Below are 25,745 nucleotides of genomic sequence, written 5' to 3' on the forward strand. Positions count from 1 at the left end.
AGAAGGGCTCTGCTATGGACTGGATTATCTGGGTCATCGTCATCGTAGTCATCGTCGGAGTTGTGTGGTGGCTCCTGAACCGCAACAGTTCAGGAACTACCACCGGACCATCGACGCTCTCCGATACCGATGCGTCCGTTCCACCGTCAGGGCAGGCCGGCACTCCCCGGCCCGTTGCCGGAGGCAGCGCAGCACCTTCGGCAGACGCGGCCGCCACCGCCGGAATGCCCGGTGCCGCAGGGTTCAGCTCGGCAGCCAAAGCCGCACCGGCAACTTCCGCACCCGCCGGTGGAGATGTGGACGACTGGGACGAAGACCCAACGGCCACGACGGAGGCGCCCGCAGCGGCCACGGACGCCCGGGCTCCCTCGAACGCGAGTGTCAAACCCGCCGGCACCGCCGAACCTGAAGTGACAGCCCAACCTGAGCACGCAGCCGTACCCGATAAAGAAGCCGTGTCCGAGAAGGCAGCCGTGTCCGACAAAGCTGAGTGGGAGGCGCAGTGGTCCGAGGCGGCCAGCACCCCGCACGCGGCGGAAGCGCACGCCGAATCGCACACCATGGAGGCTCCGGCTAAGGAATCAGCGGGCGAATCCCGGGCCGCCGGGACGGGTACCACGGCTCCTGTCCATCACCCCGAGTACACGGAGCCGCATGCTCCCACTCTTCCCGGCGCCGAATCCGCCGCAGCGGAAGACGTCCTGGACACAGCCGTTCGGGATAAAGATGCCCGGGAGTCAGGAGCGGGGGCGGAGCTGCCACCGGCCGGCGGGACCGGGCCGGTCGTTGCGAACGACACAGGAGTCCCTTCCGAGGGGGATGCCGAAACCATGCAGGCGGCCTCCTCTTCGGCCGCGACCGAAGGGGCCGCGAGCCACACGGCTGAACCCGCCGGACACCTGGCGGCGGACAAACCGTATGGGGAAGGATCAGCCGCCCCGGCTCCTGATGGCAGCGCACCCGAGGGCTACACAGTCAAGGGCAATGCGCAGCAGATGATCTACCACGATGAAACAAGCCCGGCCTACGAGGAAACCGTAGCGGAGGTCTGGTTCGAGTCAGCCGCCCATGCCGAAGCGGCCGGCTTCCGGGCGCCGCGACGTAGCCGGCACTAGGTCCGGCAACCGGAGGGCCGCCGTCACCATGAGCCGGGACAAGGAGGGGCGCAGATCCATGCTTGCGCTCCTCCCGGGACCTGTCACCGCCGTCGTGACGGCGCTGGCGTTGGTTGCCTGCACAGGTGGCGGCAGCGGTCCTCCCACGGGTAACGCCGGTCAAGTCACAGGCAGCAACAGGGCGGGCCAGGAACCCCGCGTGCTGCGGACAGTGGAGGGACTGAGCGTGCCGTGGTCCACGGTGTTCCTGCCGGACGGCACGGCCGTCATTTCCGAACGTGACAGCGCCAAACTCAAGGCGGTCAAGGACGGGAAGACAACGGTGCTGGGGAGTGTCCCCGGAGTAGAGCCGGGCGGTGAAGGCGGCCTCCTGGGACTGGCAGTGTCGCCACACTTCGCCTCCGACCGGTCGCTTTTCGCCTATTTCACAGCCCGGTCCGACAACCGGATCGCCCGGCTCACACTGACTGAGCGTGATCCAGGAGGCGCGCTGGGGCTGGGTCCGCCGGAGACAATTTTCGCTGGCATCCCGAAAGCCTCAACCCACAACGGTGGCCGCATCCGTTTCGGACCGGACGGATACCTCTATGTGGGAACCGGAGACTCCCAGCGCCGCGACCAGCCCCAGGATCCGAACGCGCTTGGCGGGAAGATCCTCCGGATCACGGAAAAGGGCGAGCCGGCGCCCGGCAACCCGTTCGGAGACAACCCGGTCTACAGCCTTGGCCACCGCAATGTGCAGGGACTCGACTGGGATGACGCGGGCAGGCTCTGGTCCAGCGAATTCGGACCGAACGTGGATGACGAACTGAACCTGATCCAGCCGGGCGGGAACTATGGCTGGCCCGAGGTCACCGGAGCTCCGGGAAAACCCGGCTTCATTGACGCCAAAGTCGTCTGGCCGTCCACCGCGGAATCGTCTCCGAGCGGACTCGAGATCGTAGGCTCCACAGCGTATCTCGGAGCGCTGCGGGGCCAGCGGTTGTGGGCAGTCCCGCTCGATGGTGAAAATGCGGGCAATCCTGTGAGCCATTTCACAGCCAGGTTCGGGCGCATCCGCGACGTTTCCCTGGCCCCGGACGGCACCCTGTGGATGCTTACCAACAACCAAAACCCTGATTCCGCGCTGATTTTGGCGCCCCCAGGCAGTCGCGGAGACTGATGCAGGCGCCGATTTCACACCGGGCTAAAACTCGTGTAGAGTTTCATGTCGTTGCGGAGATGAACGAGGGAAACAAAAGCCATCGGGAAGAACCAAAACAACAGTTGCACCTCTAGCTCAACTGGCAGAGCAATTGACTCTTAATCAATGGGTTCCGGGTTCGAGTCCCGGGGGGTGCACCAGAGAAACCCCGTCTTCACAGGCCAAAAGCCGTGAAGGCGGGGTTTCGCTTTGCCCGAAAACACTGCATCAGGCCTGGCCACAATTCTTTAGGAAATATTCACCTTAAGCATCGGAGCACCTGCGCCGCACTGGATAGAGTGACGTCACTCCTAGGTGTGGGAGGGGCTAACCATGGCTGTCTTTCGGTTTACTGTGACGGGCACGATCGAAGCCGACGCCGAAGCGCTTGGCGCCGCCATGGCGGCCTCCCTGCCGCTCCCCTCCACGGACGTCGATGCGCCGGGGATCATGGAAAGCAGCCTCGAGTTCAGCGAAAACCCCGGCTCGGCTTTGCAGGCCTTGTCTGAGATGGGCGTAATGGCCGTGCTGCAGGCCAAATTGGGCCCCCTGAATAAGGGCTGGGACGTTCAGGCGCTGGAAGCAATTGCCGTCCGGCTCCTGGGGTAGTGAATCAGCTGATCAGTTAGCGCTGTTCGCGTCCACGGTAAGGCCGGACTCGGCACTTGCCACGATTGCCTTGGTCTCCGGCGAGGAAAAACGGCTGGCCAGGACTGTCACCACAGCCTGGAGCTCCTGACGAAGGATGTCCGGGTCGATCGAAGCGGCCGCAAGCACGGTCCGCTCCATGTCCGCCGCAGCGGCCACGGCCTCCACTCCGCGCTCAGTCAGGGACACCACGTGGCTTCGGCGGTCGGACGTGCTGCGCTCGCGCCGAATGTGGCCGTGCACCTCGAGCCTGCTGAGTGTTTTTCCCATGGTCTGGGCCTGGACGCGGACCAATTGAGCCAGCTGCGCCTGCGTCATGGGTCCATTAAGGGAAAGTACCTCCATGGCGATCACTCCGGCATGGGTGAGCCCGATGGCTCCCAGCTTCTCGTTCCAGGAGTGTTCCACGAGACGTGCCGCGGTGGACAAGAGGCGCCCTGTGGGCCAGCGATCCATATCAGGCATACAACTTAGTATAGCCAGCGTGGGATTCGTCCCTCGCTCCCCCGCTTACTAAGCTTTGATGTCCAGAACATTCCTAAGGAGAAAATCTTGGCTGAACGACTCACCCCCGGCACTCCGGCACCGGACTTTACGCTGAAGGATTCCGCAGGGAAGGACGTCAGCCTGAAGGACTACCGCGGCCGGAACACCATCGTGTACTTCTACCCTGCAGCGTCGACGCCGGGCTGCACCAAGGAAGCGTGCGACTTCCGCGACACGCTCGCTTCCCTGCAACGCGAAGGCTATGACGTCGTCGGCGTCTCTCCTGATCCGATCGGCAAGCTCGCCACGTTCGCAGAGAAGGAAGGGCTGACTTTCCCTCTCCTGTCCGACGAAGACCACACCGTGGCTGAGGCCTATGGCGCCTGGGGGGAGAAGAAGAATTACGGGCGGACCTACGAGGGCCTCATCCGGTCCACCATTGTGGTGGACCCTGACGGCAAGGTGTCCGTTGCCCAGTACAACGTACGGGCCACCGGCCATGTGGCCAAGCTGCGCAGGGACCTCGGACTGTCTTAGTCGTTTTCGCCAGGCCATGAACGGCACGCGGGCCCATCGAGCGGAAGGCGCCCCCGGCAGGTACACTGGAGCCTGGAATCCGCCGTCGGACGTTTCCTGCTCTCGCAGGAATGGGAGCAAGAACACGCACGACGGCGCCGCGCGCGAGTGGTGAAATTGGCAGACACGCAGGATTTAGGTTCCTGTGCCTTCGGGCGTGGGGGTTCAAGTCCCCCCTTGCGCACAGCTGCACAATCCTCGGAATCCCGGGCCTCATGGTCCGGGATTCCTTCGTTTAACGCCGCCGCACCCGCGCCAGGAAGGACCTCGAAAAAAAGATTCTCTCCGTTCACCCATCCGTTCGTGCCGAGCGGCCGAATACCGATTGAGACACCAACCAAGGGTCGGTGCCCGCAGTCGGAAATTCAGCCAGTGCAGTGATCGACGCAGTCGTTCGCAGCAGGCAATGATCGGCACTAACAAGGAGAATCGAAATGCAGTCATTCAAGCGCACAACTTTCACCGTCGCAGGTGTTGCAGCTGCAGCACTGCTCAGCCTGACCGCCTGTGGCGGTTCAGCCACGACGGCGAACAGCTCCTCCGCACCGGCTTCGACGCCGTCTGCTTCGAGCATGGCTCCGTCACCGTCCGCCAGCTCTGCGGCCGCCATGGATCCGGCCGCCAACCTGGTGGGTCCCGGCTGCGCAGGTTACGCGGAAAAGGTCCCCAGTGGCGCGGGCTCGGTATCAGGAATGGCCCTCGATCCGGTTGCGGTTGCAGCCTCGAACAACCCGCTGCTGACCACCCTCACGGCAGCCGTGTCCGGCAAGCTCAACCCGAAGGTCAACCTCGTGGACACGCTCAATGGCAGTGAATTCACGGTCTTCGCACCGGTGGATGACGCGTTCGCCAAGATCGACGCCGCCACCATCGAAACGCTCAAGACCGACGACGCACTCCTGAGCAAGATCCTGACCTACCACGTGGTTCCGGGCCAGATCACCCCTGACAAGATTGTGGGCACCCACAAAACTGTCCAGGGCGGTTCAGTCACCGTGACCGGCACCAAGGATGCGCTGAAGGTCGATGACGCCAGCGTCATCTGTGGCGGCGTCCAGACGGCCAACGCCACGGTCTACCTGGTGGACTCCGTCCTGATGCCGAAGTAGGCAACCCCGCACGCTCCTGCTCCGGCTCCAGCCTGACTCCCTGGACCGACCCTGGAGAAACGGAGGCCCGCACCGGACGGTGCGGGCCTCCTTTTTGCCCTCAGGCAAGCCGGCCGGCAGCCCGGCGCGCGGCCGGCGCGCACCCGGCGGGTGTCCAGGATCGGTCAATTAGACTGGGGACCGGTCCGTTGTCCGCGGGCCTTCCTGCCGTCCAGAGGTGATCATCGAGTGCCCAGCAGTAAATCGCGCCGCATTGCAGTCAGTATCGGCGCAGGGGTCCTGTCGCTGCTTCTGGCCTCGTGCACGGGCACGCCTGCTCCGGCACCGGCGTCGTCGTCCGCGGTTCCGACCGGCTCGGCACCCGCCGCACCGACAGCGACGTTCACGTTCGGCACCGCTGCCCAGCCGCTGGGACTCGATCCTGCCCTGGCCTCCGACGTCGAGTCCTACCGGATTACCCGCCAGGTCCTCGAAGGCCTCGTCGGAGTGGACCAGACGACGGGACTGCCCACTCCCCTGCTCGCCACCGAGTGGGCAGAGTCAAGTGAAGGCCGCGCCTACACGTTTAAGCTCCGGGAGGGCGTCACCTTCCAGGACGGCTCACCCTTCGATGCGGCGGCCGTCTGCACCAACTTCAACCGATGGTTCAACTTCCCGGAAAGCCTGCGGAAGCAGGCGCCGGGCACCTCGTTCAAGGGCGTCTTCAAGGCCCACGCCGACCAGGCCTCGCTGTCCATCTACAAGGGCTGCACCGCGCTCTCCGCCGGAAACGTCCGGATCGATCTCACACAGCCCTTCACCGGATTCCTCCAGGCCCTGACGCTCCCGGCCTTCGCGATGTCCTCGCCGACTGCGATGGCGGCGCAGAAAGCGGACAGCCTCAGCCAGAGCCGCGACGGCCAGCCGGTCTCGGCCTATGCCCTGCATCCCGTCGGGACGGGCCCCTACAGCTTTGCGGCGTGGGAGGACTCCAGCGTCAAGCTGGTCAGCAACAAGGACTACTGGGGCGACAAGGGCCAGATCGGCACCATCAACTTCGTCACCTACGATCATCCGCAGTCCCGGCTCCAGGCCCTCCTCGACGGGAAGATCGACGGCTATGACGCCGTCACCGTGGGCAACTTCGACCAGCTCGTCAAGCGCGGGAAGCAAATCATCCAGCGGGACCCGTTCTCCGTGATGTACCTCGGAATGAACCAGGACGTGCCCATCCTGCAGAACATCAAGGTCCGCCAGGCCATCGAGTTGGCGGTGGACAAGGAAACGCTGATCCGCCGCTTCTTCATCGATAACACCGCCCAGGCGTCCCAGTTCGTCCCGCCCAAACTCAGCGGGTTCAACAACAACGCCCCCTCGCTGGGCCATGATCCGGCCAAGGCCAAAGCGCTTCTGGAGGAGGCCGGCTACAAGGGCGAGGAACTCAAGTTCTACTACCCCCTGAATGTGACCAGGCCATACCTTCCGACACCCGAGAAGATCTATGCGGAGCTCAGCAGGCAGCTCACCGCCGTCGGCCTGAACATCAAGCCGGTCCCCGTGGACTGGACGGACGGGTACCTGCAGAAAGTGCAGTCTCCGGGCGACCACGCCCTGCACCTGCTCGGCTGGAATGGTTCCTACTCCGATCCGGACAACTTCGTGGGGCCCTTGTTCGGCGAGAAGAACGGTGAGTTCGGCTACCAGGATCCGCAGGTCTTTTCGAAGATTGCGCGCGCCCGCGGTTTGCCCGAGGGAGACGAACGGACCAAGCAGTACCAGACCATCAACGCCCAGATTGCGGAGACGGTCCCCGCCGTCCCCATTGCCTTCCCCATTTCGGCCCTGGCACTTTCAGACCGGGTGTTGAAGTACCCGGCCTCGCCGGTATTAAACGAGGTTTTCACAAAGGTGGAGCTTAAACCTTGACGGACCGCCCCAATTTCAGTTAGTGGGGCGCTCGGGATATTCTGTGACAGCCAGAGCCGCTGCTATCGGAGACTGATTGTGACTTTCATATCCAAGACCCAACATGCCGACGTCGTCCTGATTGGCGGCGGCATCATGAGCGCCACCCTGGGTGCGTTCATCAAGCAGCTCGAACCGAACTGGACCATTTCGCTGTTCGAACGGCTCGACGAAGCCGGCCTGGAAAGCTCAGGCCCGTGGAACAATGCAGGGACCGGCCACGCCGCCCTATGTGAGCTTAACTACTCTCCCGCAGCCAAAGACGGCTCGGTTGATCCGTCCAAGGCGCTGCACATCAACGAGCAGTTCCAGCTGTCCCGCCAGTTCTGGTCCCACCTGGTCAGCAACTCCCTGATCGGCTCCCCCAAGGGCTTCATCAACACGGTCCCGCACATGAGCTTTGTGATCGGGGACAACAACGCGGACTTCCTGAAGACACGGTATGAGGCACTGAAGCCAAACACCCTCTTCCGCTCCATGGAGTACTCCGAAGACCACGCCCAGATCGCCAAGTGGGCTCCGCTGATCGTCAAGGGCCGGGACCCCAAGCAGCGGATCGCCGCCACCCGCGCGGCCGAAGGGACCGACGTCGACTTCGGCGCGCTGACCCGCGAGCTGACCACGTACCTGGGCAACAACGGTGTGGAGATCAACTACGGCCACGACGTCAACGGCATCCGCCGTGCACCGGGCGGCGGCTGGGACCTCACACTCAAGCACAAGCAGTCCGGCGAGCACGGCAACATCCGCGCGAAGTTCGTCTTCGTCGGCGCCGGGGGCGGCGCGCTCCACCTGCTGCAGGCCTCCGGAATTCCGGAGAGCAAGGGCTACGGCGGCTTCCCGGTCTCCGGCCAGTTCTTCCGCTGCACCGATGAGGCCCTCGCCGCCCAGCACAGCGCCAAGGTCTACGGCCAGGCCTCCGTCGGAGCACCGCCCATGTCCGTGCCGCACCTGGACACCCGCTACGTCAACGGCAAGCGTTCACTGCTGTTCGGCCCGTACGCCGGCTTCTCCACCAATTTCCTCAAGCACGGTTCGTACCTGGACCTGCCGCTGTCCATCCGCCCGAGCAACATCATCCCGATGCTGGCCGTCGCCAAGGACAACATGGACCTCACGGCATACCTGGTCAAGGAAGTGGCCAAGCGCCACGGCAACAAGGTCGAGGCCCTGCGCGAGTATTACCCCGAAGCAAAAGACGGCGATTGGGAACTCATCACCGCCGGCCAGCGTGTTCAGATCATCAAGAAGGACCCGAAGAAGGGCGGTGTCCTGCAGTTCGGCACCGAGGTGATCGCGGCGCGGGACGGTTCCATCGGTGCGCTGCTGGGGGCTTCCCCGGGAGCATCCACCGCCGTTCCCATCATGATCGAACTCCTGCAGAAGTCCTTCCCGAAGGACTTCAAGGGCTGGCAGGCCAAGCTCAAGGAAATGATGCCCGGCTACGGCATCAAACTCAACGACAACCCGGAGTTGGCCACCCAGCTGGAGGCAGAAACTGCCAAGGCCCTCCAGCTGGAAGCCGTGGACGCGCCCTCCAGCTGACGCCCTGTTGGGTTACGGCCGGTTCCACCTCCAACCACTAGACCGTCAACCCACCAGGAGACCATGAGATGTACCGGCTGGCTAAACTTTCGCTGGCAAACAGGGCACTGATCGCGCTGATCACCGTCTTTGCGTCGGTGTTCGGCGTGATCACCATGTCCTCGCTGAAACAAGAGCTCATTCCCTCCATCGAGTTTCCGCAAATCACGGTCATCTCCGCCATGCCCGGGGCCTCGCCGGAAGTGGTGGACAAGCAGGTGAGCGGGCCCCTCGAGACCGCGCTTAACGGTGTCGAGGGGCTCGAGTCGACGTCGTCCACGTCCCGCACGGGCGTTTCCCAGATCACGATGGTGTTCACCTACGGTTCCAACCTGGACCGGGCACGGAACCAGATCGACCGTGCCATCTCCAATGCCAAGCGCGGGTTGCCCGATGACGTCCAGCCGCAGGCCATTGCCGGCAGCATCAGCGATTTCCCGATTGTCTTCCTGGCGGTCTCCTCCGACAAGCCGCTCAGTGAGCTGAACGCCGATCTCCAGCGCCTCAGCGTCCCCCGTCTTCAGAAGCTCGACGGCGTCAGGGGCGCCGACGTCACCGGCGGTGCGTCCCAGCACATCCAGATTCTTCCCCGCCCCGATGCCATGGCAGCCAAGGGCGCCACCCTTCAGTCCATCACCAACGCCCTGAAAAACAACGGGGCTCTGGTTCCGGCAGGCACCATCGAGGAACAGGGCAAAACGCTCTCGCTGCAGATCGGCAGCCCCGTGGACTCCCTGGACGCTGTCAAGGCCCTGCCGCTCGGTGGCGCCAAGGACGCCGCCACCATCGGCAGCGTGGCCGATGTCAGCATCAAGGACGACGCCCGCACCTCGATAACCCGGACCAACGGCAAGGAAACGCTTGCCCTCTCCGTGACGAAGAAGCCCGAAGGTGACACCGTGGCGATCTCCCATGCGGTGAAGGATTCCATCAGCCAGCTCGAAGCCGAGCTGGGATCCAACGCCAAGTTCACCCCGGTGTTCGACCAGGCCCCGTTCATCGAAAAGTCCATCAAGGACCTCACCACGGAGGGCCTCCTGGGCCTCGGCTTTGCCGTCGCGGTGATCCTGGTATTCCTGATGTCCGTGCGGTCCACGCTGGTGACCGCCGTTTCCATCCCGCTCTCGCTGCTCATCACTTTCATCGGGCTCTCTGCCACGGGATACTCGCTGAACATCCTGACCCTCGGAGCACTCACCATCGCGATCGGACGCGTGGTGGACGACTCGATTGTGGTCATCGAGAACATCAAGCGGCACCTGAGCTACGGCGAAACCAAGCTGTCCGCCATCCTCACTTCCATCCGGGAAGTCGCAGGCGCCATCACGGCATCCACCCTGACCACGGTGGCCGTCTTCCTCCCAATAGCCTTTGTCGGGGAACTGGCAGGAGAACTGTTCCGGCCCTTCGCCCTGACGGTGACCATAGCGCTGCTCTCGTCACTCCTGGTGTCCCTCACCATCGTCCCCGTTCTGGCTTACTGGTTCCTCAAGACGCCGGCCGGCAGCGCGGGAGCCGAGCTTTCCGCCGAGGCCGCCCGGGATGCCGCCGCCAAGGCCCATGAGAAGGAGCAGCGCAGCCTGCTCCAGCGGGGCTACCTGCCCGTCCTGAACAAGACTCAGAAACACCCGGTGGTGACACTCATCGCGGCTGTCCTGGTGCTCGGCGGGACGGCGGCCATGACCCCCCTGCTCGCCACCGACCTGCTGGGCCGCTCCGGCGAGAACAGTATGACGGTCCGCCAGGTCCTGCCGGCCGGAACCAGCCTCACGGACACCAGCGCGGCCGCCGTGAAGGTCGAGGAAGTACTGCGGGACATCGACGGCATCAAGGACGTCCAGGTCACGTCAGGGAACGCGCAGACGGGCTTCACTGCCCTGACCTCCAGCGGCGCCTCCAACTCCTCGTTCACGGTGGTCACCGAGGAGAAGGCCAACCAGGCCCGGCTTCAGGAAACAGTCCGCACCGAACTGGCCAAGATCAGTGACGCCGGCAAGATCTCCGTAGGCTCCCAACAGGGCGGATTCGGCACCACCTCCACGGTGGACATCACTTTGAAGGCGGCAAACTCCGCAGACCTCAGGGCAGCCAGCGATGCCATGGTCAAGGCCATGGAAGGCGTACCCGGCAGCACCGAGGTTGCCACCAACCTTGCGGCAAGCCAGCCGGTGGTCCAGGTCAAGGTGGACCGCGCCAAGGCCGTCGCGGCGGGCTTGAACGAGGAGCAGGTGGCCGGTGTCCTGGCCGCCACCATCAGCCCGTTGCCGGCCGGAACGGTGCGGATCGACACCAACGACTTCCCGGTCCAGATCGGCGAGGGCACCCGCTTTACCAGCGTCAGCGCCGTCCGCAACATCCCGCTGCCGGCCGCTGGTGGTGCCGTCACGCTGGGAAGCATCGCTTCTGTGGAGCAGGTGGACATCCCGGTGTCCATCACCGCCAGCAACGGGCAGCGGACCGCGCGGGTCTCGGTGACGCCGTCGGGCGCCAACCTGGGCGCAGTGAGCACAGAGGTGCAGAACCGGCTCAAGGGGGTTGAACTGCCCGCAGGCGTCACGGCGGAGATCGGCGGCGCCACCACCCAGCAGACAGAGTCCTTCCAGCAGCTGGGCCTGGCCCTGCTGGCCGCCATCGCCATCGTCTACGTGATCATGGTGGCTGCGTTCAAATCGCTCATCCAGCCGCTCATCCTACTGGTCTCCGTCCCGTTCGCCGCCACGGGAGCCATCGCGCTGCTCCTGGTGACCCGGGTGCCGCTGGGGCTGCCCTCGCTGATCGGCATGCTGATGCTGGTGGGGATCGTGGTGACCAACGCCATCGTCCTGATCGACCTCATCAACCAATACCGGCAGCCGCGGACCGGTCTTTCCGGAACGAAGTCCCCTGGAATGAACGTGGCCGACGCCATCACGCACGGGGCGCGGCAACGCCTCCGCCCCATCCTGATGACCGCCTTGGCCACCGTTTTCGCCCTGACGCCCATGGCACTCGGACTTACCGGCGGCGGCGGATTCATCTCCCAGCCGCTGGCGATCGTGGTGATCGGCGGTCTGGTTTCCTCGACGGCGCTGACGCTGGTGCTGGTACCGGTCCTGTACCGGCTGGTGGAAGGACGCCGGGAGAAGAAGACCCTGCTCCGCGCAATGCACGAACGTCCCGACTTCGGTCCTCCGGACGATGTCGACGCAGAGTTCCGCGACTGGACAACGGGCATGGTGCCCAAGGTTTCCGGCCGCCGGGCAGCGGCCGGCGAACCCGAATAGCCGCTTCCTGAAAGTCTTTCTGCGCCTGAACAACAGCAGTGCCCGTGCCACCCGGTGGGACGGGCACTGCTGTTTAACCGTGCGGGAATATCCTGGCGTGCCAGACGTTACATCCACCGATAGATGCAAATGCATGTATATCGGGTACACTGAAACCAGACCCGAACAGTTCAGGAACGGAAGGCACATCATGCAGATCGGCGTATTCAGTGTCAGTGACATCACCACCGACCCCACCACCGGCCGCACGCCCACGGAACACGAGCGCATCAAAGCGTCCGTAGCCATCGCCAAGAAGGTCGAAGAGATCGGCATGGACGTCTACGCCATCGGCGAGCACCACAACCGCCCGTTCTTCTCCTCCTCCCCCACCACCACGCTGGCCTACATCGCGGCGCAGACAGAACGCATCATCCTGTCCACGGCGACCACACTGATCACCACCAACGATCCCGTAAAGATCGCCGAAGACTTCGCGATGCTGCAGCACCTTGCTGACGGCCGCGTGGACCTCGTGATGGGCCGCGGCAACACGGCACCGGTGTACCCCTGGTTCGGCAAGAACATCCAGGACGGCATCGAACTGGCCATCGAGAACTACAGCCTGCTGCGCAAGCTGTGGGACGAGGACACCGTGAACTGGTCCGGCAAGCACCGCACGCCGCTGCAGAACTTCACGTCCACCCCCCGCCCGCTCGACGGCGTCGCCCCCTTCGTGTGGCACGGTTCCATCCGCACGCCGCAGATCGCGGAAGTGGCTGCGTACTACGGCGACGGCTTCTTCGCGAACAACATCTTCTGGCCCAAGGAGCACTACCAGCAGCTGATCGGCCTCTACCGCGAACGCTACGAGCACTACGGCCACGGCAAGGCCGACCAGGCGATTGTGGGACTCGGCGGACAATTCTTCATGCGGAAGAACTCGCAGGACGCCGTCAAGGAGTTCCGCCCGTACTTCGACAATGCCCCGGTCTACGGCCACGGCCCTTCCTTGGAGGACTTCACGTCACAGACCCCGCTGACCGTCGGCAGCCCGCAGGAAGTCATCGAAAAGACCCTGACGTTCCGTGAGTACTTCGGCGACTACCAACGCCAGCTGTTCCTGATTGACCACGCGGGCCTGCCGCTGAAGACCGTTCTGGAACAGCTCGACCTGTTCGGCGAAGAGGTCCTGCCGGTCCTGCGCAAGGAGTACGCCGCCCTCACGCCCGCCCATGTACCGGAACCGCCCACGCACGCCGGACGGGTGGCAGCCCGGCTGGCCGCCCAGGTGCAGGAGGATGCAGTGACCAATCCAACAGCCCGGGACGCCTGATGAACGCCCAGCCAGGCGGGTCGCCCGTCAAACTCGCTGCGGAAACTTGGGAGTCGCTGTTCCGCGCCCAGGTTGCGGTGATGCGAAGGCTCCAGTCCGGCCCTGCCTTCAAGTCGCTGGCCGTCAACGAATACGACGTCCTTTTCACCCTCTCGCGCTGCCCCTCCGGCTGGCTGCGCTTGAACGAACTGAACGACAACGTACTCCTCAGCCAGTCCAGCCTCAGCAGGCTTGTGGAGAGGCTGGAGAAGCGGGGGCTCCTGGAGCGCATGCCGGCGCCCCAGGACGGACGCGGCGTCCTCCTGAGGCTGACAGATGCCGGGCGGGAGCTGCAGAAGCAGATCGGACGCGAACATGTCCGCGACATTTCCGCACTGATCACCCCCGCACTCACCGCCAGCGAACAGCGGGAACTCCTGCGGCTTACCGAGAAACTGCGCGGGTCCTTGTCAGGGCGCTAAGGTCTGCGTCAGGTCAGGGCGACGAGTTTGGCGGGGTCCTCCACAGGCAGCTGCCCGTCCACCACCGCAGTGACCCGAAGTTCCCGCAAGGACAGGCTTCCGCCGACAGTGGACAGGAAGGCGGTGTCCGAGGAGTCCCGGCCCGCCGTGATCCTCAGCATGCTCTCGCGCGGGGCCAGCCCGGTGGGGTCGATGACATGCCAGGCACCGTTGACATAGGCCTCTGCCACGGCATGGAAATCCATCGGGCTGAGCCCGGGCGCGTAGACGGCCACGAGCCTGGCCGGGACGTCCTTCGAACGCAGGAGGGAAATGGCCAGGTGTGCGAAGTCCCGGCACACGCCACGGCGGTTCAGGAGCGTCTCCACCGCTCCGTCGGTCCCCCGGGAGGAACCGCTGACGTAGCGCAGCTCGCTGAAGACCCAGTTGCGGACGGCGAGCAGGAGCTCTTCGCCCTGGAGGCCGCCGAATTCCGCGTAGGCCGTAGGCAGCAGCCGGTCGGACTCCGCGTAGCGGCTGGGCCGGACGTAGCGGATGAGTTCCATGCGGGTGGGCTCTTCCGGAAGGGCCAGTCCGGAAACGGTGGCCGAGTAGTCCACGGTCACCTCCGTGGGGTCCGCGAACTCCATGTAGTGGAAGCGGCCGCCGTGGTGGTCGGACAGTTCCGTCACGGGCACCGGGTCCGTCCCGGAGGTCACCGACAACGTTTCCACGAGCGACGTATAGCCCGCATTCCTCGCGACGGCAACCGCCAGTGCGACTTTGGTTTCAGCTGCGGTCTTGAAGACGAGGCGGGCGGCCACGCTGCGTTCCATGTATCTCCGGGGTGTGAGGTAGTGGCAGAACAGTCCCCGGTGCCGGCCGGTTGGGTTTACGGGCGGGCGGCGGGACTAACTTTTGATCTTCAGAGACATTAGCATCCGCTGGACATTCGCAAATTCAGACCCCTCGTTGACGTACTTCGCCGCCTGGTCCAGGGTGTCGAAGGCCTTGGCCGGGGCCACCTTCTCATCCGCGGCGAAGGCCCGGAGCGCGGCCAGGTCTCCGAACGAGACGTCGCCCTTGCCCTCGGGGCCACGGACCACGTTTTGCAGGGTGCACGCCTTGCCGTCGCCTCCCCCCACCACGTTGGTGATGCCGAAGGAGCCGAAGTATTTGTATCCCTGGATCACGCGGAACACCACATGCGGGGTGATAAGGCCGTCACCCTCACGGTGCGGCAGGTCCACCGGAACACTGCTGACCACCACGTAGGGCCTTCTGGCCGAGTCCGCGCAGGCAGCGGAGGACGGTGATGGCAGGCCCGTCTGCAGCGTCGCCAGGTAGGTACCCTTGGCGTCCTTGACTTCGACCTTGAGGGCCCCCGGAAGCGTCCCCTGGTCCGGCGTGACTGATTGTGCGATCCAGTCCTGGGGCAGTTCAAAACTCACGACCTTGGCGGGATCCGAAAAGACCTTCCACGCGGCGGCCGTCGCCCCGGCGGAGGCGGATTCCGTACCCGACGCCGAAGGTTGCGCGCCGGTGGCGGAGGATCCGGGCGTTGCGCCTGTTGCCGACGCAGACGGCGTTCCTCCCGCCGTCGCGCTCTCGGACGGGCTGCTGCCCGCCGTCCAGGCCGGTTGTCCCTTGCCGTCGCCGCTGCATCCGGACATCACCGCGGCCGCCACGATGAACGCCGCGCCCAGCCGTGCCCTGCGGACCATTGCCTTCCCTGTCATGAGGCAAGAGTAGCCGCGCGGCCGGTGCAGCCGCCGCGTTCCGGGCGGAGTGTTGACGCACGGGGTTTCCCGCCCGCAAAGAGGGCTACGCTGGGGGCATGGCGGAACAGCACTTTGACGCGGAGCAGGACAGCGTGGCGGACATCTCGGCCCTGGACATTGCCGACTGGCGGATCCGGACCTTTGCCATGTACCAAAACGTCCGAAGGATAGCCGTGGACAGCCCCGCCGAGGCGCACTCGTATTGGCGGCAGGAACGCGACAGGATGTTCGGCACCCACCCGGCGTCGGCACTCACCGCAGCATCCAAGGCCACGTTCAGCGGCCTCCGGACAGCTGACTACGACCCCATCTACAGGTTCCACGTGCCCCTGACGAAAGAGGGAGCCGGCCGGGAAATGAACGTCGAGACGGGCACCGACGGGCTGGTCAGGTTTGTCCGGCTGGGCACTTTCGACCTGCCCGAGATGGGTCAACTGGGCGTCTGGAAGCTGCACGGTTACGGCGGCGGCATCTTCGTGCCGTTCCGGGATGCGACGGCGGGTCAGCCCGGCGGCAGCTACGGCGCCGGACGCTACCTGCTGGACACAATCAAGGGCGCCTTCCACGGCGTGCTGGGATCAGGGCCCGACGCCGAGTTCATCCTGGACTTCAACTTCGCATACAACCCCTCCTGCGCCTACAACGAGGCCTGGGCCTGCCCGCTGGCCGGCCCGTCCAACCGGCTGGCCGTGGAGATCCCGGTCGGCGAACTGTACTGACGGACCCAGCCGCAGGGCAGGGCCTCCGGGCGACACACTCCGACGGCACGTCCCGGCGGGACGTAGGATGTCGTGATGACCGCACCGACCCGCCGCATTGCCCGCGTCCGCCCGCACTCCCCCGCCTCGGAGCTGGAACAGTTCTTCGTCGCCAATGACGCTCCGGATTACGGCAGCGAAGCGGGAAAGCTCTGGACCGTTATCCACAGCCCCTTCCCCGGGTCACTGGCGAACGCGGCGGCTGCCCCGCGGGCAGGCTGGCACCACGGCTCCACTGTCGGCGAAGACGCATTCACGTTCCTGGCGCCAAGCATTCCGGCCAACGTGCTGGGCATGGCGCACAACACGGGCCCGGCGGGCCGGGACCTGCCTCCGCAGGCCTTCCACAAGGCAGCCACCAGCGTGGTGGGACCGGGCGATGCCATAGAACTCGCGCCAGGAGTGGGGCATGTGGACCCGGAAGCCGAGCTGACCGTCGTCGTCGGACGCAAGGCCCGCGGGTTGACGCTGGAGAACGCCCGGGAGGCCGTCCTCGGCTTCACTATCGGCAATGACGTCACAGCCCGGGACCTGCAGAAAGCGGACGACCTGTGGATCAGCGCCAAGAGCCAGGACACGTTCACACCGGTAGGACCGTGGATCGTGACGGGCCTGGACACAGTCCTGGACAGCGCGGCCCTTTCCATCGGAGTCGTGCACAACGGAACTGAACTGAGGGCTGCCAGTTCAGCGGACCTCGGCTGGGGCGTGGACGAAATCCTGGTTTATCTGACGTCCTTCATGACGCTCCACCCCGGAGACCTGGTCCTCACCGGATTCCCTGCCGAAAGCGCACAGCTGCACCCCGGAGACACCGTTACCTGCCGCGTGGAAGGGATCGGCGAACTGACGAACCCGGTCAGGGACGCCGCCGCCTGACCGAATCCGCCGGTGTGGTGTGGCAGGCTTGAGCGATGGAATCACCTGCTGCGACCGCCGTCCCGCTGACGCAACAGTCCGGTTCCGACACGGCCGTCCGACAGCCACCGGCCACGAAGCACTACCGCGGCGTCCTGCGATTCCCCGCAGTCCGGCAGCTAATCCGTTTCACCGGTGTAGGGATTGTGTGCACGGTGACCTCGCTTGCCCTGTACGCGCTGCTACGGCCCTGGTTGGGGCCGCAACTGGCCAACGCCTCGGCGCTGATCATCACCTCGGTGATGAACACAGCCCTGAACCGGCGGCTCACGTTCAAAATCGCCGGACGCAGCAAAGTCGGCAGGGACCACCTGAGCGGCCTGGTGGTCATCGTGATTGCGCTGGTACTCACCGGAGGCAGCCTCGGAGTGCTGCACTGGTTCAATCCTGCGGCGAGCATGTCCGATGAGCTGTGGACCACCACGTTGTCCGGCTTCGCGGCCACTGCAGTGCGCTTTGCGCTGCTGCGGCACTGGATCTTCCGCCGCGCACGGCACCGCTGACGGCGCCGTTCAGCGGCAGCCCCGATAGCGCGCCTGACCGCGCGCTGCGGGCATGCGCCCTAGCGGATGCCCAGCGTCTGCACGCTGTCCACTGCGTGCCGGACGGCTGCTGCTGCTTCGTGCAGTTCCGCCGCCGTCACCGAGGCGTCAAAGCTGAAGCGGACGGCGGTCTGGGCGACGTCGGACGGAATGCCCATCGCCAGCAGCACCGGCGAGGCGGCATCGGATCCGGCGGCGCAGGCGGACCCGCTGGAGCACACCACGCCTTGCCGTTCCAGCTCAAGGAGCACCGATTCGCCGCTGGTCCCCGGGAAGCAGAAGGAAGCCACCGAGGGCAGCCGCTCGGCAGGGTGTCCTGTCAGTTGCGCGCCGGGCACCCCGGCCAGGACCTCGCGGATGAAGTCGTCCCGCAGGGCTTCGACGTGCTCCTGACCGGGGCGGACCAGCGCCAGTGCAGTGGCCAACGCCACGGCGCCCGCAACATTCTCGGTTCCGGAGCGGCGGCCGCGTTCCTGCCCGCCGCCATGGAGCAGGGGTTCAACCCGGGTGCGGCTCCGGACGAACAGCGCCCCGTTGCCTTTGGGTGCACCCAGCTTGTGCCCGGAGATGCTCATGGCGTCCACACCGAGGATTTTCGTGTCCAGCGGAAGCCAGCCCGCAGCCTGGACAGCGTCCGTGTGGAACGGGATGCCTTTCTCACGGCACAGCGCGGCAAGTTCCCGGATTGGCTGGACCGTTCCCACTTCATTGTTCGCATACATCACGCTGACCAGCGCCGTCTCCCGGCGGAGCACGGCTGCAAGGGCTGCGGGTGTCACTTGCCCGTAGCCGTCGACCGGGACGGTATCAACGGCGAAACCGTGGAACCGTTCGAGGTACCGTGCCGATTCTTCCACCGCGGGATGTTCGACGGCGCTGATCACCACGCGGTCGAGGGCCTGGTCCGCAGCCTGTCGCGCCAGTGCGATTCCCTTGACGGCCAAGTTGTCCGCCTCAGTGCCGCCGGACGTGAAGGTAACCTCCGCGGGCCGGCAGTTCAGCGACTTGGCCGTGGCCGTGCGGGCGCCGGCGAGCGCCGTGGCGGCGGACTCTCCGAGCGAGTGGTGGCTCGACGGGTTTCCGAAGTCGCCGGTGAGGTATGGCCACATGGCTTCCAGCACTTCGCGGCGGACCGGCGTGGTTGCTGCGGCGTCCAGGAAAATCATGGCGCGTTCAGCCCACCGTCAGTTCAGCGTCAGTCAGTTCAACGCCCAGCAGTTCAATGTCGAGGCCCAGATCGAGGGCGATCACACTGTGCGTGAGGCCGCCGATGGAAATGACGTCCACACCAGTGGCCGCGATCGCTGCGACAGTACCGAGGTTGACGTTGCCGCTGGCTTCCACCCGGGCCCGACCGTCCACGAGCGCCACACCGGCGGCCAGTTCCTCCAGCGTGAAGTTGTCCAGCATGATCGTGTCCACTCCGGCGGCGAGCACAGGCTCCACCTGCTCCATCCGGTCCACTTCAACCTCGAAGTGCGTGGTGTGGCCGAGCTGCGCTTTCGCCGACCTGAGCACTGCGGTGAGTTTCGCCGGATCGCCTCCAGTGATGACCGCGAGGTGGTTGTCCTTGGCCAGCACGGCGTCGGACAGGCTGAAGCGGTGGTTGGCTCCGCCGCCGCAGCGTACTGCGTAGCGTTCCAGCACCCGCAGGCCCGGAGTCGTCTTCCGCGTGTCGGTGATGCGGGCTTTGGTTCCCTGGACAAGGTCCACGAATTCGGCCGTCTTCGTCGCGATCGCGCTCATCCTTTGAACCAGGTTCAGGGCCACGCGCTCGGCAAGCAGGACTGCCCGGGCGTTGCCGGACACCCTGGCCAGCGCCGTGCCCGCGCCGAACCTTCCGCCGTCCGCCACCAACAGCTCGACGACGGCGTCCGGGTCCGTGAGTTTCATGGCGGCAGCGAACACGGCTCCCCCGCTGAGGACGCCCGGGACACGGGCGTTCAGCACCGCCGTCGCGCGTGCCTGCGCTGGAATCAGGACCTGCGAGGTGATGTCACCGTAAGGGGCATCCTCGGCGAGCGCGGCGCTGAGCACACCCAGCACGGCGGCTTCGGGGAGGCTGCCGGTGAGCTCAACGCCCGTCCGGGCCAGTGTTTCCTGGGCGGTGGTGGTCATGAGGAAATCCTTTGCATCGAATGGGAGGGGGCGGCCGCGGGGTCCGTATCCGCCCGGTAGTGGGCACCCACGGAGGCAGTCCGGTTCCGGGCGGCCTCCACGAGCAGCCGGGCGGCCAGCAACAGGTTGCGGTCTTCAAACTGACGCGGGTCGCGCGCGTAAGTACCGTCGATGGATTCCGCCCACTCGGCCAACTGGACGGCAGCAGCATCGAGTTCAGACCCTGTTCGCAGCACCCCGGCAGCACCGGTCATCAACCGCCCCAGAGCGTCCCGCGAGAACGGACCGGGATCCGGCACAGTCATAACGACATCTTCGGGCTGCGCCGCTGAGGCTGCTTCCCCGCACGCAAGGCCGCGCTTCCCGCCGTCGTTCGAGGATGTTCCGGAAGCGTGCGTCAAGGTGAGGCCGCCAGCGGCCGAGACAGCACGCGGAGGAACAGCGTCGCACGACGCCCCAGGCGAGTCGTGCGACGGCTCACCAAGGAATGCCTCCACGGCACGCCGCCCGAAAACCAACCCTTCGAGCAGCGAGTTGCTGGCGAGCCGATTGGCGCCCTGAGCGCCGGTGCAAGCTACTTCGCCCGCTGCGTAGAGTCCCGGGACGGTGGTCCGTCCGCCCAGGTCCGTGGCCACCCCGCCCATCCAGTAGTGGGCTGCCGGAGACACCGGAAGCGGTTCGGCCGTCCAGTCGTATCCTGCCGCTGCCGTGGCGGCGGTGATCGTAGGGAACCGCCGCGCCAGGAAGTCCGGGCCCTTGGCGGCAGCAATGCCCCGGGCGTCCAGGAACACCGGGCTGTCCGCCGGCACCCCGGTCCGGGCAAGGTGCAGCGCGATGCTGCGGGAGACGACGTCGCGCGGTGCAAGTTCGGCGTCGGGATGATAGTCCGGCATAAAGCGGTGGCCGTCGGCATCGATCAGCACCGCGCCCTCGCCGCGGACTGCTTCGGACACCAGAAGCGGCGGCGGGCCGCCTGCCGTCTCCGTCATCGCCATGGTGGTGGGGTGGAACTGGAAGAATTCGAGGTCGCTCACTGCGGCGCCTGCACGCCAGGCCAGCGCCAGTCCGTCGGCTGTGGCTACCGAGGGATTGCTGGTGCGCGCGAAAATCCTTCCGGCACCGCCGGTGGCGAGCAGCACGCCCGTGGCTGCCAGGTTCTTGAGTTCGCCGTTCTGCAGGTAAGTCACGCCGGTCACCCGGCCGTCCGCCGTCGTCAGTTCCGTGACGAAAGCGCCTGTTTCCAGCCGGAGCCGGCCGGACACCGCCCGTTCCAGGACCGCGGCGATCAGTCCGCGGGCAATGCGGGCGCCGGTGGCGTCCCCGCCGGCGTGCAGGATGCGCGGTGCGGAATGGGCAGCTTCCAGTCCCAGTGCGGTGTCCCCCTGCGCATCGGCATCGAAGGTGACCCCGTACCGGCGCAGCCCGGCAATGTCCTGTGCCGCCTCCGTGCAGAGGATGCGCACGGCCTCCAGGTTGTTCAGGCCCGCCCCTGCGGCCAGCGTGTCGGCCACGTGGGCCTCCACGGAGTCGCCGGGGGCGGCTTCGCCCGGTTCCAGCACAGCCGACACGCCGCCCTGGGCGTAAAAGGTGTTGCTGTGCTCCAGCTGCCCCTTGCTGAGCAGGACCACTTCCGCCGCAGAGCCATCTTGGGCGTCGGCTGCCAGAAGCGCCGCGTAGAGTCCGGCAATACCGCTGCCGGCAACCACAAGCCGCCTCGTCACGGCCGCGCCGCCAGCATCCGCTCGAGGGCCACGCGTGCCGGAGCGGCAACGTCGTCGTCCACGGTGATGCGGTTGAGGACTTCGCCGTTGACCAGCGCCTCCAGTACCCAGGCCAGGTAACCGGGGTGGATCCGGTACATGGTGGAGCAGGGGCAAATGACCGGGTCCAGGCAGAAGATGGTGTGCTGCGGGTACTCCGCCGCCAGCCGGTTGACCATGTTGATCTCGGTGCCGATCGCAAACGTCGTGGGTTCCGTGGCGGCGGCGATGGCCTTCCGGATGAAGTCGGTGGAACCGGCGGAATCCGCGGCGTCCACCACCTCCATGGGGCACTCGGGGTGCACGATCACGTTGACGCCGGGGAAGTCGGCGCGGGCCTTCTCGATCTGCCCCACGTTGAAGCGCTTGTGCACGGAGCAGAAGCCGTGCCAGAGGATCACGCGGGAATCGAGCAGGGTCTGCTCGTCGTTGCCGCCGAGGTCCTTGCGCGGGTTCCACATGGGCATCTGCTCCATCGGCACGCCCATGGCCTTGGCAGTGTTGCGGCCCAGGTGCTGGTCGGGGAAGAACAGGACCCGCTGGCCGCGCTGGAAGGCCCATTCGAGCACTGTGGCGGCGTTGGATGAGGTGCAGACGATGCCGCCGTGGTCGCCGCAGAAGCCCTTGAGCGCCGCGGAGGAGTTCATGTAGGTGACGGGGATGACCGGAACCCGGCCGTCGGCGTCGGGCTCGGTGCCGTAAAGCTCCTCCAGCTGCTCCCAGCATTCGGTCACGGAATCGATGTCCGCCATGTCCGCCATGGAGCAGCCCGCTGCGAGGTTCGGCAGGATGACCGCCTGGTCCGGCTTCGAGAGGATGTCCGCGGTTTCGGCCATGAAGTGGACGCCGCAGAAGATGATGGCCTCGGCGTCCGGCCGGGTCAGCGCGGCATTGGCCAGCTGGAAGGAGTCACCCACGAAGTCGGCGTACTCAATCACCTCGTCCCGCTGGTAGAAGTGCCCGAGGATGACGGCCTTGTCCCCGAGTGCGGCTTTGGCCGCCCTGATGCGGGTGTCCAGTTCGGCGTCGCTGGCCTTCTTGTATTCCTCCGGCAGCTGCCCCTGGCGCGGGGTGGCCGCGGGGGCGACGTCCGAGCTGGAAGCACCCGGGCCGTACGCAGGCACACCGGCAAGGGCCTCGGCGAGATCGTAATCCCATGGCCCGCGGGCCAGTGCCGGGCTGCAGGTTGCGGCTGTTGCAATGCCTGTGGCACTGCTGGCGGCCTGTTCGCGAGTGATCAACTGGATTGCCGTGTTGACGCTGCTCATGGTGTGCTCCTGTTATCTGGGTCAAGGCCGGGGCGGCCGGTAAAGCGGTAGAGGCGGGGCGGGCGGTGTTTTCCGCCCTGCAGGTATTCGCCGGTTTCTTCGATTTCCGGCGTGGACTTGAGCTGGCGGCGGAAATTCGCGGGGTCCAGCTCCCGGTCAAGGACGGCTTCGTAGACCTCCCGGACCTGGGCCAGGGTGAAGTACTCCCCCAGCAGGTGGTAGGCGACCGAACCGTAGGCCAGCTTGTTCCGCAGGCGCCCGAGGGCATAGTCCACGATCGCGTTGTGGTCGAACGCCAGGTCTCCCAGGCGGTCCGCCCGGAACCACTTGACGTTCTCGGATTCGTCGGCGAGGGCGGCTTCCGTCGGCTGGACCAGCGCCCAGTAGACGATGGACACCACACGCTGGGACGGAGAGCGGTGCAGGCCGCCGAAGGCGTAGAGCTGTTCCAGGTAGTTCGGCGCCAGCCCGGTGGTTTCCTGCAGGTTCCGCGACGCCGCGTCCTGGAGGGATTCGGCGTGGGTCAACGGTCCCCCGGGGAGCGCCCACAGATCCTTGAACGGCTCACGGATGCGGCGTACCAGCGGCAGCCACAGGGTGGGCCGCCCGGATTTCTCGCTGGGACGGAGGGCGAAGATCACCGTGGAAATGGCGAGCGACGGCGGTGCTGCCTGCCGCTCGGCAACGTTGGCGGAGCTCGTGTACACGGCGGTTCACCCCGCTTTCTTCGCACCCGACGGTGCCTCTGGGCTTCGTCCGGCGCCCCGACCACGGGTACCCCGGTTAGTTATAGTCAACATGACTAGAACTAATGGTACGACTGCCGGGCTCCTACACAAAATGCTTCAGGTCACATTGCGGCGGCCGCTTCGAGCAGCGGCAGCGTCCGGCCTTGGAAGTGCGTGTTCAGGACAATCACGGACGAGGACCTCAGCACGGTCTTGGTGGCGATCATGGCATCCAGGACCCGCTGCAGGTCGGGGTTGGACCGCGCCGCGATCCGCGCCATCAGGTCCGAGCTGCCGGAAACGGTGTGGATCTCGATCAGTTCAGGAATACGCGCCAGGGCTTCGACCACAGCATCGTGCCCCAGGTCCTGGTTGATGGTGAGCGAACAAAACGCCACCACCGGGTAGCCGAAATGGGAGGGGTCCGGCTGGGGCACCCACGAACCGATGACCCCGCCTGCCGTCATCCGGTCCAGCCGGGACTGGACGGTGGCGCGGGCGATCTTCAGGACGCGTGAAGCTTCCAGCACCGAAGCCCTGGGCGAATCCGTGAAGAATCGGACAATTTTGGCGTCCGTTGCGTCCACATTCATTGATTTCCCTTTCACGTCGGCCCATCCGCTTACAAATCGCCGGATATCCGGGCGATACTCCTGCAAACTGCCACCATGCTCTCACGGAAGCTGTGCGAAGAGGCCCGCGCGGGACGGTAAATTCAATATGTCCCAAAAGGACCACCCACCGACCACAAGAAGGTTCGCAAGCATGACGATGAAGTCCACGGCAGAGCGCCCATCCACTTCGCTCGGCCACAGCATGAAGCCCCGCCAGCTGACCATGATGGGGCTGGGCAGCGCCATCGGGGCAGGCCTGTTCCTCGGCTCAGGGGCGGGCGTCCAGGCCGCCGGTCCGGCCGTCCTGATCTCCTACCTCGTGGCCGGCACGCTGATCATCCTGGTCATGTGGGCCCTGGGCGAAATGGCCGCCGCCAACCCGAACAGCGGAGCGTTCTCGGTTTACGCGGAAAAGGCCATGGGCAGGACCGCCGGCGCAACTGTGGGGTGGCTGTGGTGGCTGCAACTGGTAGTGGTCATCGCGGCCGAAGCCCTCGGCGCGGCGGGCCTCCTTTTCACGGTCTGGCCGGTGATCCCCGTCTGGGTGCTTTCCCTGGTGTTCATGGCCCTCTTCACCGCCATCAACCTGGCCGGCGTGAACAACTTCGGTGAGTTCGAGTTCTGGTTCGCCATCCTCAAGGTGGCCGCAATCCTGATGTTCCTGGGCATCGGCACGGCGCTGCTCCTTGGCCTGCTGCCTGACGCACCCAGCCCCGGCCTGGGCAACATCACCGGAAACTTCGCCCCCGCAGGCCTCGGCGGAATTGCCACCGCGCTGTTCGTGGTGATCTTCGCCTTCGGCGGAACCGAGATCGTCAGCGTTGCCGCCGCCGAGACTGAAAACCCCCGCCACAGCGTGGGCCAGGCGATCCGCACGGTGCTGTGGCGGATCCTGGTGTTTTACATCGGCTCGGTGTTTGTCATTGCCGCTGTCCTGCCGGCCACCTCCGAATCCCTCGCCTCGCCGTTCGCCGGCGTACTCGATGCCGCACGGATTCCGGGAGCCGGCACGGCCATCACCCTGGTGGCTGTCATTGCACTGCTGTCCGCGCTCAACGCGAACCTCTACGGTGCGTCCCGGATGATCTATTCGCTGGCCCAGCGCGACGAAGCCCCGCGCTTCCTGTCGAAGCTGAATGCGGCCAGGGTGCCGATGGTTGCCGTGGGCGTCTCCGTGGCCTTCGGCTTCATCGCCGCCGTGCTTGAACTCCTCTTCCCGGAACAGATCCTCCCGGCGCTATTCCAGCTGGTGGGCTCAACCTGCCTCATGGTCTGGGGCTCTGCACTCATCTCCCAGCTCATCCTGCGCCGCAAGGCGGATCGCGACGGCACCGAGCTTCCGCTCCGAATGAAGGGCTTCCCGGGCCTGACGATCTTCGGACTGGTCCTGCTGGCGCTGATCTTCGCTGTCGGTTTCAGCAGCCCCGAGAGCAGCCGCCAGCTGGTGAGCACCATCATCCTGGTTGCCGCGATTGCCGCGGCCTGCAGGATCGGCGCCAAGGTCACAGCGTCCCGCCGGGCGAGCGCAGCAAGGTAGGCACGTAGGCAGCAGCCCAAGCGGGTCGCTCCCGATTCCACTAGGCAAATTGCTATGC

General features: G+C 65.7%; 24 protein-coding genes and 2 tRNA genes. 17 read left to right on the forward strand and 9 right to left on the reverse strand.

The annotated features are described in order from the left end of the window. Positions 1–14: 14 nt before the first annotated feature. The 4 genes from AC07YR_RS10070 to AC07YR_RS10085 all read left to right on the forward strand — a co-directional run bounded on the left by AC07YR_RS10070 (position 15) and on the right by AC07YR_RS10085 (position 2,907). Positions 15–1,115, forward strand: coding sequence for a sunset domain-containing protein (locus tag AC07YR_RS10070; RefSeq protein WP_494733866.1), 1,101 nt, complete (start codon positions 15–17; stop codon positions 1,113–1,115). Between the two features lie 28 nt (positions 1,116–1,143). Further along, a complete protein-coding gene (locus AC07YR_RS10075) occupies positions 1,144–2,277 on the forward strand; it encodes a PQQ-dependent sugar dehydrogenase (protein WP_494733907.1) in 1,134 nt (377 codons plus the stop codon). Between the two features lie 106 nt (positions 2,278–2,383). Continuing rightward, positions 2,384–2,459: transfer RNA gene (locus tag AC07YR_RS10080), tRNA-Lys, on the forward strand. A 172-nt stretch (positions 2,460–2,631) separates the two neighbouring features. Then, positions 2,632–2,907: a hypothetical protein gene (locus tag AC07YR_RS10085; protein WP_494733867.1), complete on the forward strand. Its 276-nt coding sequence runs from the start codon at positions 2,632–2,634 to the stop codon at positions 2,905–2,907. 12 nt (positions 2,908–2,919) lie between these two features. On the opposite strand, the gene AC07YR_RS10090 is transcribed toward AC07YR_RS10085, so the two are convergent. Then, positions 2,920–3,402, reverse strand: a complete 483-nt coding sequence (locus AC07YR_RS10090) for a MarR family winged helix-turn-helix transcriptional regulator (RefSeq protein ID WP_051628953.1) — start codon at positions 3,400–3,402, stop codon at positions 2,920–2,922. A gap of 96 nt (positions 3,403–3,498) precedes the next feature. On the opposite strand from AC07YR_RS10090, the gene bcp reads away from it, so the two are divergent. The 8 genes from bcp (at position 3,499) to AC07YR_RS10130 (ending at position 13,684) form a co-directional block, all read left to right on the forward strand. Further along, the gene (gene bcp, locus AC07YR_RS10095; RefSeq protein WP_494733868.1) at positions 3,499–3,969 is read left to right on the forward strand and encodes a thioredoxin-dependent thiol peroxidase; all 471 of its coding nucleotides are present in this window, start codon (positions 3,499–3,501) and stop codon (positions 3,967–3,969) included. 141 nt (positions 3,970–4,110) lie between these two features. After that, a tRNA-Leu gene (locus tag AC07YR_RS10100) sits at positions 4,111–4,192 on the forward strand. Positions 4,193–4,442: 250 nt separating this feature from the next. Further along, on the forward strand, positions 4,443–5,117 hold the full coding sequence (locus AC07YR_RS10105) for a fasciclin domain-containing protein (RefSeq protein ID WP_055796097.1): 675 nt from the start codon (positions 4,443–4,445) through the stop codon (positions 5,115–5,117). Between the two features lie 228 nt (positions 5,118–5,345). After that, positions 5,346–7,022 (forward strand): ABC transporter substrate-binding protein, encoded by a 1,677-nt coding sequence (locus tag AC07YR_RS10110; RefSeq protein WP_436057952.1) that lies wholly within the window; start codon positions 5,346–5,348, stop codon positions 7,020–7,022. A gap of 78 nt (positions 7,023–7,100) precedes the next feature. After that, positions 7,101–8,606, forward strand: coding sequence for a malate:quinone oxidoreductase (locus AC07YR_RS10115; protein ID WP_494733869.1), 1,506 nt, complete (start codon positions 7,101–7,103; stop codon positions 8,604–8,606). A 68-nt stretch (positions 8,607–8,674) separates the two neighbouring features. Beyond that, positions 8,675–11,908, forward strand: coding sequence for an efflux RND transporter permease subunit (locus tag AC07YR_RS10120; RefSeq protein ID WP_494733870.1), 3,234 nt, complete (start codon positions 8,675–8,677; stop codon positions 11,906–11,908). Positions 11,909–12,098: 190 nt separating this feature from the next. Next, positions 12,099–13,223: an LLM class flavin-dependent oxidoreductase gene (locus tag AC07YR_RS10125; protein ID WP_436057955.1), complete on the forward strand. Its 1,125-nt coding sequence runs from the start codon at positions 12,099–12,101 to the stop codon at positions 13,221–13,223. Beyond that, on the forward strand, positions 13,223–13,684 hold the full coding sequence (locus AC07YR_RS10130) for a MarR family winged helix-turn-helix transcriptional regulator (RefSeq protein ID WP_494733871.1): 462 nt from the start codon (positions 13,223–13,225) through the stop codon (positions 13,682–13,684). Before AC07YR_RS10125 ends, AC07YR_RS10130 begins: the two co-directional genes overlap by 1 nt. A gap of 8 nt (positions 13,685–13,692) precedes the next feature. Here the strand turns inward: AC07YR_RS10130 and AC07YR_RS10135 are convergent, their stop codons facing one another. Both AC07YR_RS10135 and AC07YR_RS10140 read right to left on the reverse strand, forming a co-directional pair. Next, complete coding sequence (locus AC07YR_RS10135) at positions 13,693–14,499, reverse strand: transglutaminase-like domain-containing protein (RefSeq protein WP_055796113.1); 807 nt, start codon at positions 14,497–14,499, stop codon at positions 13,693–13,695. 75 nt (positions 14,500–14,574) lie between these two features. Continuing rightward, the gene (locus AC07YR_RS10140) at positions 14,575–15,114 is read right to left on the reverse strand and encodes a hypothetical protein (RefSeq protein WP_436057957.1); all 540 of its coding nucleotides are present in this window, start codon (positions 15,112–15,114) and stop codon (positions 14,575–14,577) included. Between the two features lie 4 nt (positions 15,115–15,118). On the opposite strand from AC07YR_RS10140, the gene AC07YR_RS10145 reads away from it, so the two are divergent. From AC07YR_RS10145 to AC07YR_RS10160, 4 genes are all read left to right on the forward strand, one after another. Beyond that, a complete protein-coding gene (locus AC07YR_RS10145; RefSeq protein WP_494733872.1) occupies positions 15,119–15,415 on the forward strand; it encodes a hypothetical protein in 297 nt (98 codons plus the stop codon). Positions 15,416–15,500: 85 nt separating this feature from the next. Next, a complete protein-coding gene (locus AC07YR_RS10150; protein ID WP_055796117.1) occupies positions 15,501–16,163 on the forward strand; it encodes a DUF1684 domain-containing protein in 663 nt (220 codons plus the stop codon). A 75-nt stretch (positions 16,164–16,238) separates the two neighbouring features. Next, complete coding sequence (locus AC07YR_RS10155; RefSeq protein WP_494733873.1) at positions 16,239–17,081, forward strand: fumarylacetoacetate hydrolase family protein; 843 nt, start codon at positions 16,239–16,241, stop codon at positions 17,079–17,081. 35 nt (positions 17,082–17,116) lie between these two features. Beyond that, positions 17,117–17,623, forward strand: coding sequence for a GtrA family protein (locus AC07YR_RS10160; protein ID WP_494733874.1), 507 nt, complete (start codon positions 17,117–17,119; stop codon positions 17,621–17,623). A gap of 59 nt (positions 17,624–17,682) precedes the next feature. Here AC07YR_RS10160 and AC07YR_RS10165 read toward each other — a convergent pair whose 3' ends face one another. The 6 genes from AC07YR_RS10165 to AC07YR_RS10190 form a co-directional block, all read right to left on the reverse strand. Then, positions 17,683–18,828, reverse strand: a complete 1,146-nt coding sequence (locus tag AC07YR_RS10165; protein WP_494733875.1) for a cysteine desulfurase family protein — start codon at positions 18,826–18,828, stop codon at positions 17,683–17,685. 7 nt (positions 18,829–18,835) lie between these two features. Further along, complete coding sequence (nadC, locus tag AC07YR_RS10170; RefSeq protein WP_055796128.1) at positions 18,836–19,780, reverse strand: carboxylating nicotinate-nucleotide diphosphorylase; 945 nt, start codon at positions 19,778–19,780, stop codon at positions 18,836–18,838. Continuing rightward, positions 19,777–21,501 carry an L-aspartate oxidase gene (locus AC07YR_RS10175; protein ID WP_494733876.1) on the reverse strand — a complete coding sequence of 575 codons (1,725 nt, stop codon included), beginning with the start codon at positions 21,499–21,501 and terminating at the stop codon, positions 19,777–19,779. Before AC07YR_RS10175 ends, nadC begins: the two co-directional genes overlap by 4 nt. After that, entirely contained in the window at positions 21,498–22,808 is a 1,311-nt protein-coding gene (gene nadA / locus AC07YR_RS10180) for a quinolinate synthase NadA (protein ID WP_436057965.1), read from the reverse strand. Before nadA ends, AC07YR_RS10175 begins: the two co-directional genes overlap by 4 nt. Next, entirely contained in the window at positions 22,805–23,515 is a 711-nt protein-coding gene (locus tag AC07YR_RS10185; protein WP_494733877.1) for an NUDIX hydrolase, read from the reverse strand. Before AC07YR_RS10185 ends, nadA begins: the two co-directional genes overlap by 4 nt. Positions 23,516–23,658: 143 nt before the next feature. Next, positions 23,659–24,129 carry an Lrp/AsnC family transcriptional regulator gene (locus tag AC07YR_RS10190; RefSeq protein ID WP_494733878.1) on the reverse strand — a complete coding sequence of 157 codons (471 nt, stop codon included), beginning with the start codon at positions 24,127–24,129 and terminating at the stop codon, positions 23,659–23,661. Between the two features lie 172 nt (positions 24,130–24,301). Here AC07YR_RS10190 and AC07YR_RS10195 point away from each other — a divergent pair, with 172 nt between their 5' ends. After that, the gene (locus AC07YR_RS10195; RefSeq protein WP_436057968.1) at positions 24,302–25,687 is read left to right on the forward strand and encodes an amino acid permease; all 1,386 of its coding nucleotides are present in this window, start codon (positions 24,302–24,304) and stop codon (positions 25,685–25,687) included. Positions 25,688–25,745 lie beyond the last annotated feature (58 nt).

It is taken from the genome of Arthrobacter sp. GW460-12-1-14-TSB2, from assembly GCF_059423525.1.

Excerpts from the sequence above, each read along its gene's own strand:
- AC07YR_RS10070 (WP_494733866.1), top strand. The coding sequence starts at position 15 with ATGGACTGGATTATCTGGGTCATCGTCATCGTAGTCATCGTCGGAGTT.
- AC07YR_RS10075 (WP_494733907.1), top strand. The coding sequence starts at position 1,144 with ATGAGCCGGGACAAGGAGGGGCGCAGATCCATGCTTGCGCTCCTCCCG.
- AC07YR_RS10085 (WP_494733867.1), top strand. The coding sequence starts at position 2,632 with ATGGCTGTCTTTCGGTTTACTGTGACGGGCACGATCGAAGCCGACGCC.
- AC07YR_RS10090 (WP_051628953.1), bottom strand. The coding sequence starts at position 3,402 with ATGGATCGCTGGCCCACAGGGCGCCTCTTGTCCACCGCGGCACGTCTC.
- AC07YR_RS10105 (WP_055796097.1), top strand. The coding sequence starts at position 4,443 with ATGCAGTCATTCAAGCGCACAACTTTCACCGTCGCAGGTGTTGCAGCT.
- AC07YR_RS10120 (WP_494733870.1), top strand. The coding sequence starts at position 8,675 with ATGTACCGGCTGGCTAAACTTTCGCTGGCAAACAGGGCACTGATCGCG.
- AC07YR_RS10125 (WP_436057955.1), top strand. The coding sequence starts at position 12,099 with ATGCAGATCGGCGTATTCAGTGTCAGTGACATCACCACCGACCCCACC.
- AC07YR_RS10130 (WP_494733871.1), top strand. The coding sequence starts at position 13,223 with ATGAACGCCCAGCCAGGCGGGTCGCCCGTCAAACTCGCTGCGGAAACT.
- AC07YR_RS10135 (WP_055796113.1), bottom strand. The coding sequence starts at position 14,499 with ATGGAACGCAGCGTGGCCGCCCGCCTCGTCTTCAAGACCGCAGCTGAA.
- AC07YR_RS10150 (WP_055796117.1), top strand. The coding sequence starts at position 15,501 with ATGGCGGAACAGCACTTTGACGCGGAGCAGGACAGCGTGGCGGACATC.
- AC07YR_RS10155 (WP_494733873.1), top strand. The coding sequence starts at position 16,239 with ATGACCGCACCGACCCGCCGCATTGCCCGCGTCCGCCCGCACTCCCCC.
- AC07YR_RS10160 (WP_494733874.1), top strand. The coding sequence starts at position 17,117 with ATGGAATCACCTGCTGCGACCGCCGTCCCGCTGACGCAACAGTCCGGT.
- AC07YR_RS10165 (WP_494733875.1), bottom strand. The coding sequence starts at position 18,828 with ATGATTTTCCTGGACGCCGCAGCAACCACGCCGGTCCGCCGCGAAGTG.
- nadC (WP_055796128.1), bottom strand. The coding sequence starts at position 19,780 with ATGACCACCACCGCCCAGGAAACACTGGCCCGGACGGGCGTTGAGCTC.
- nadA (WP_436057965.1), bottom strand. The coding sequence starts at position 22,808 with ATGAGCAGCGTCAACACGGCAATCCAGTTGATCACTCGCGAACAGGCC.
- AC07YR_RS10190 (WP_494733878.1), bottom strand. The coding sequence starts at position 24,129 with ATGAATGTGGACGCAACGGACGCCAAAATTGTCCGATTCTTCACGGAT.
- AC07YR_RS10195 (WP_436057968.1), top strand. The coding sequence starts at position 24,302 with ATGACGATGAAGTCCACGGCAGAGCGCCCATCCACTTCGCTCGGCCAC.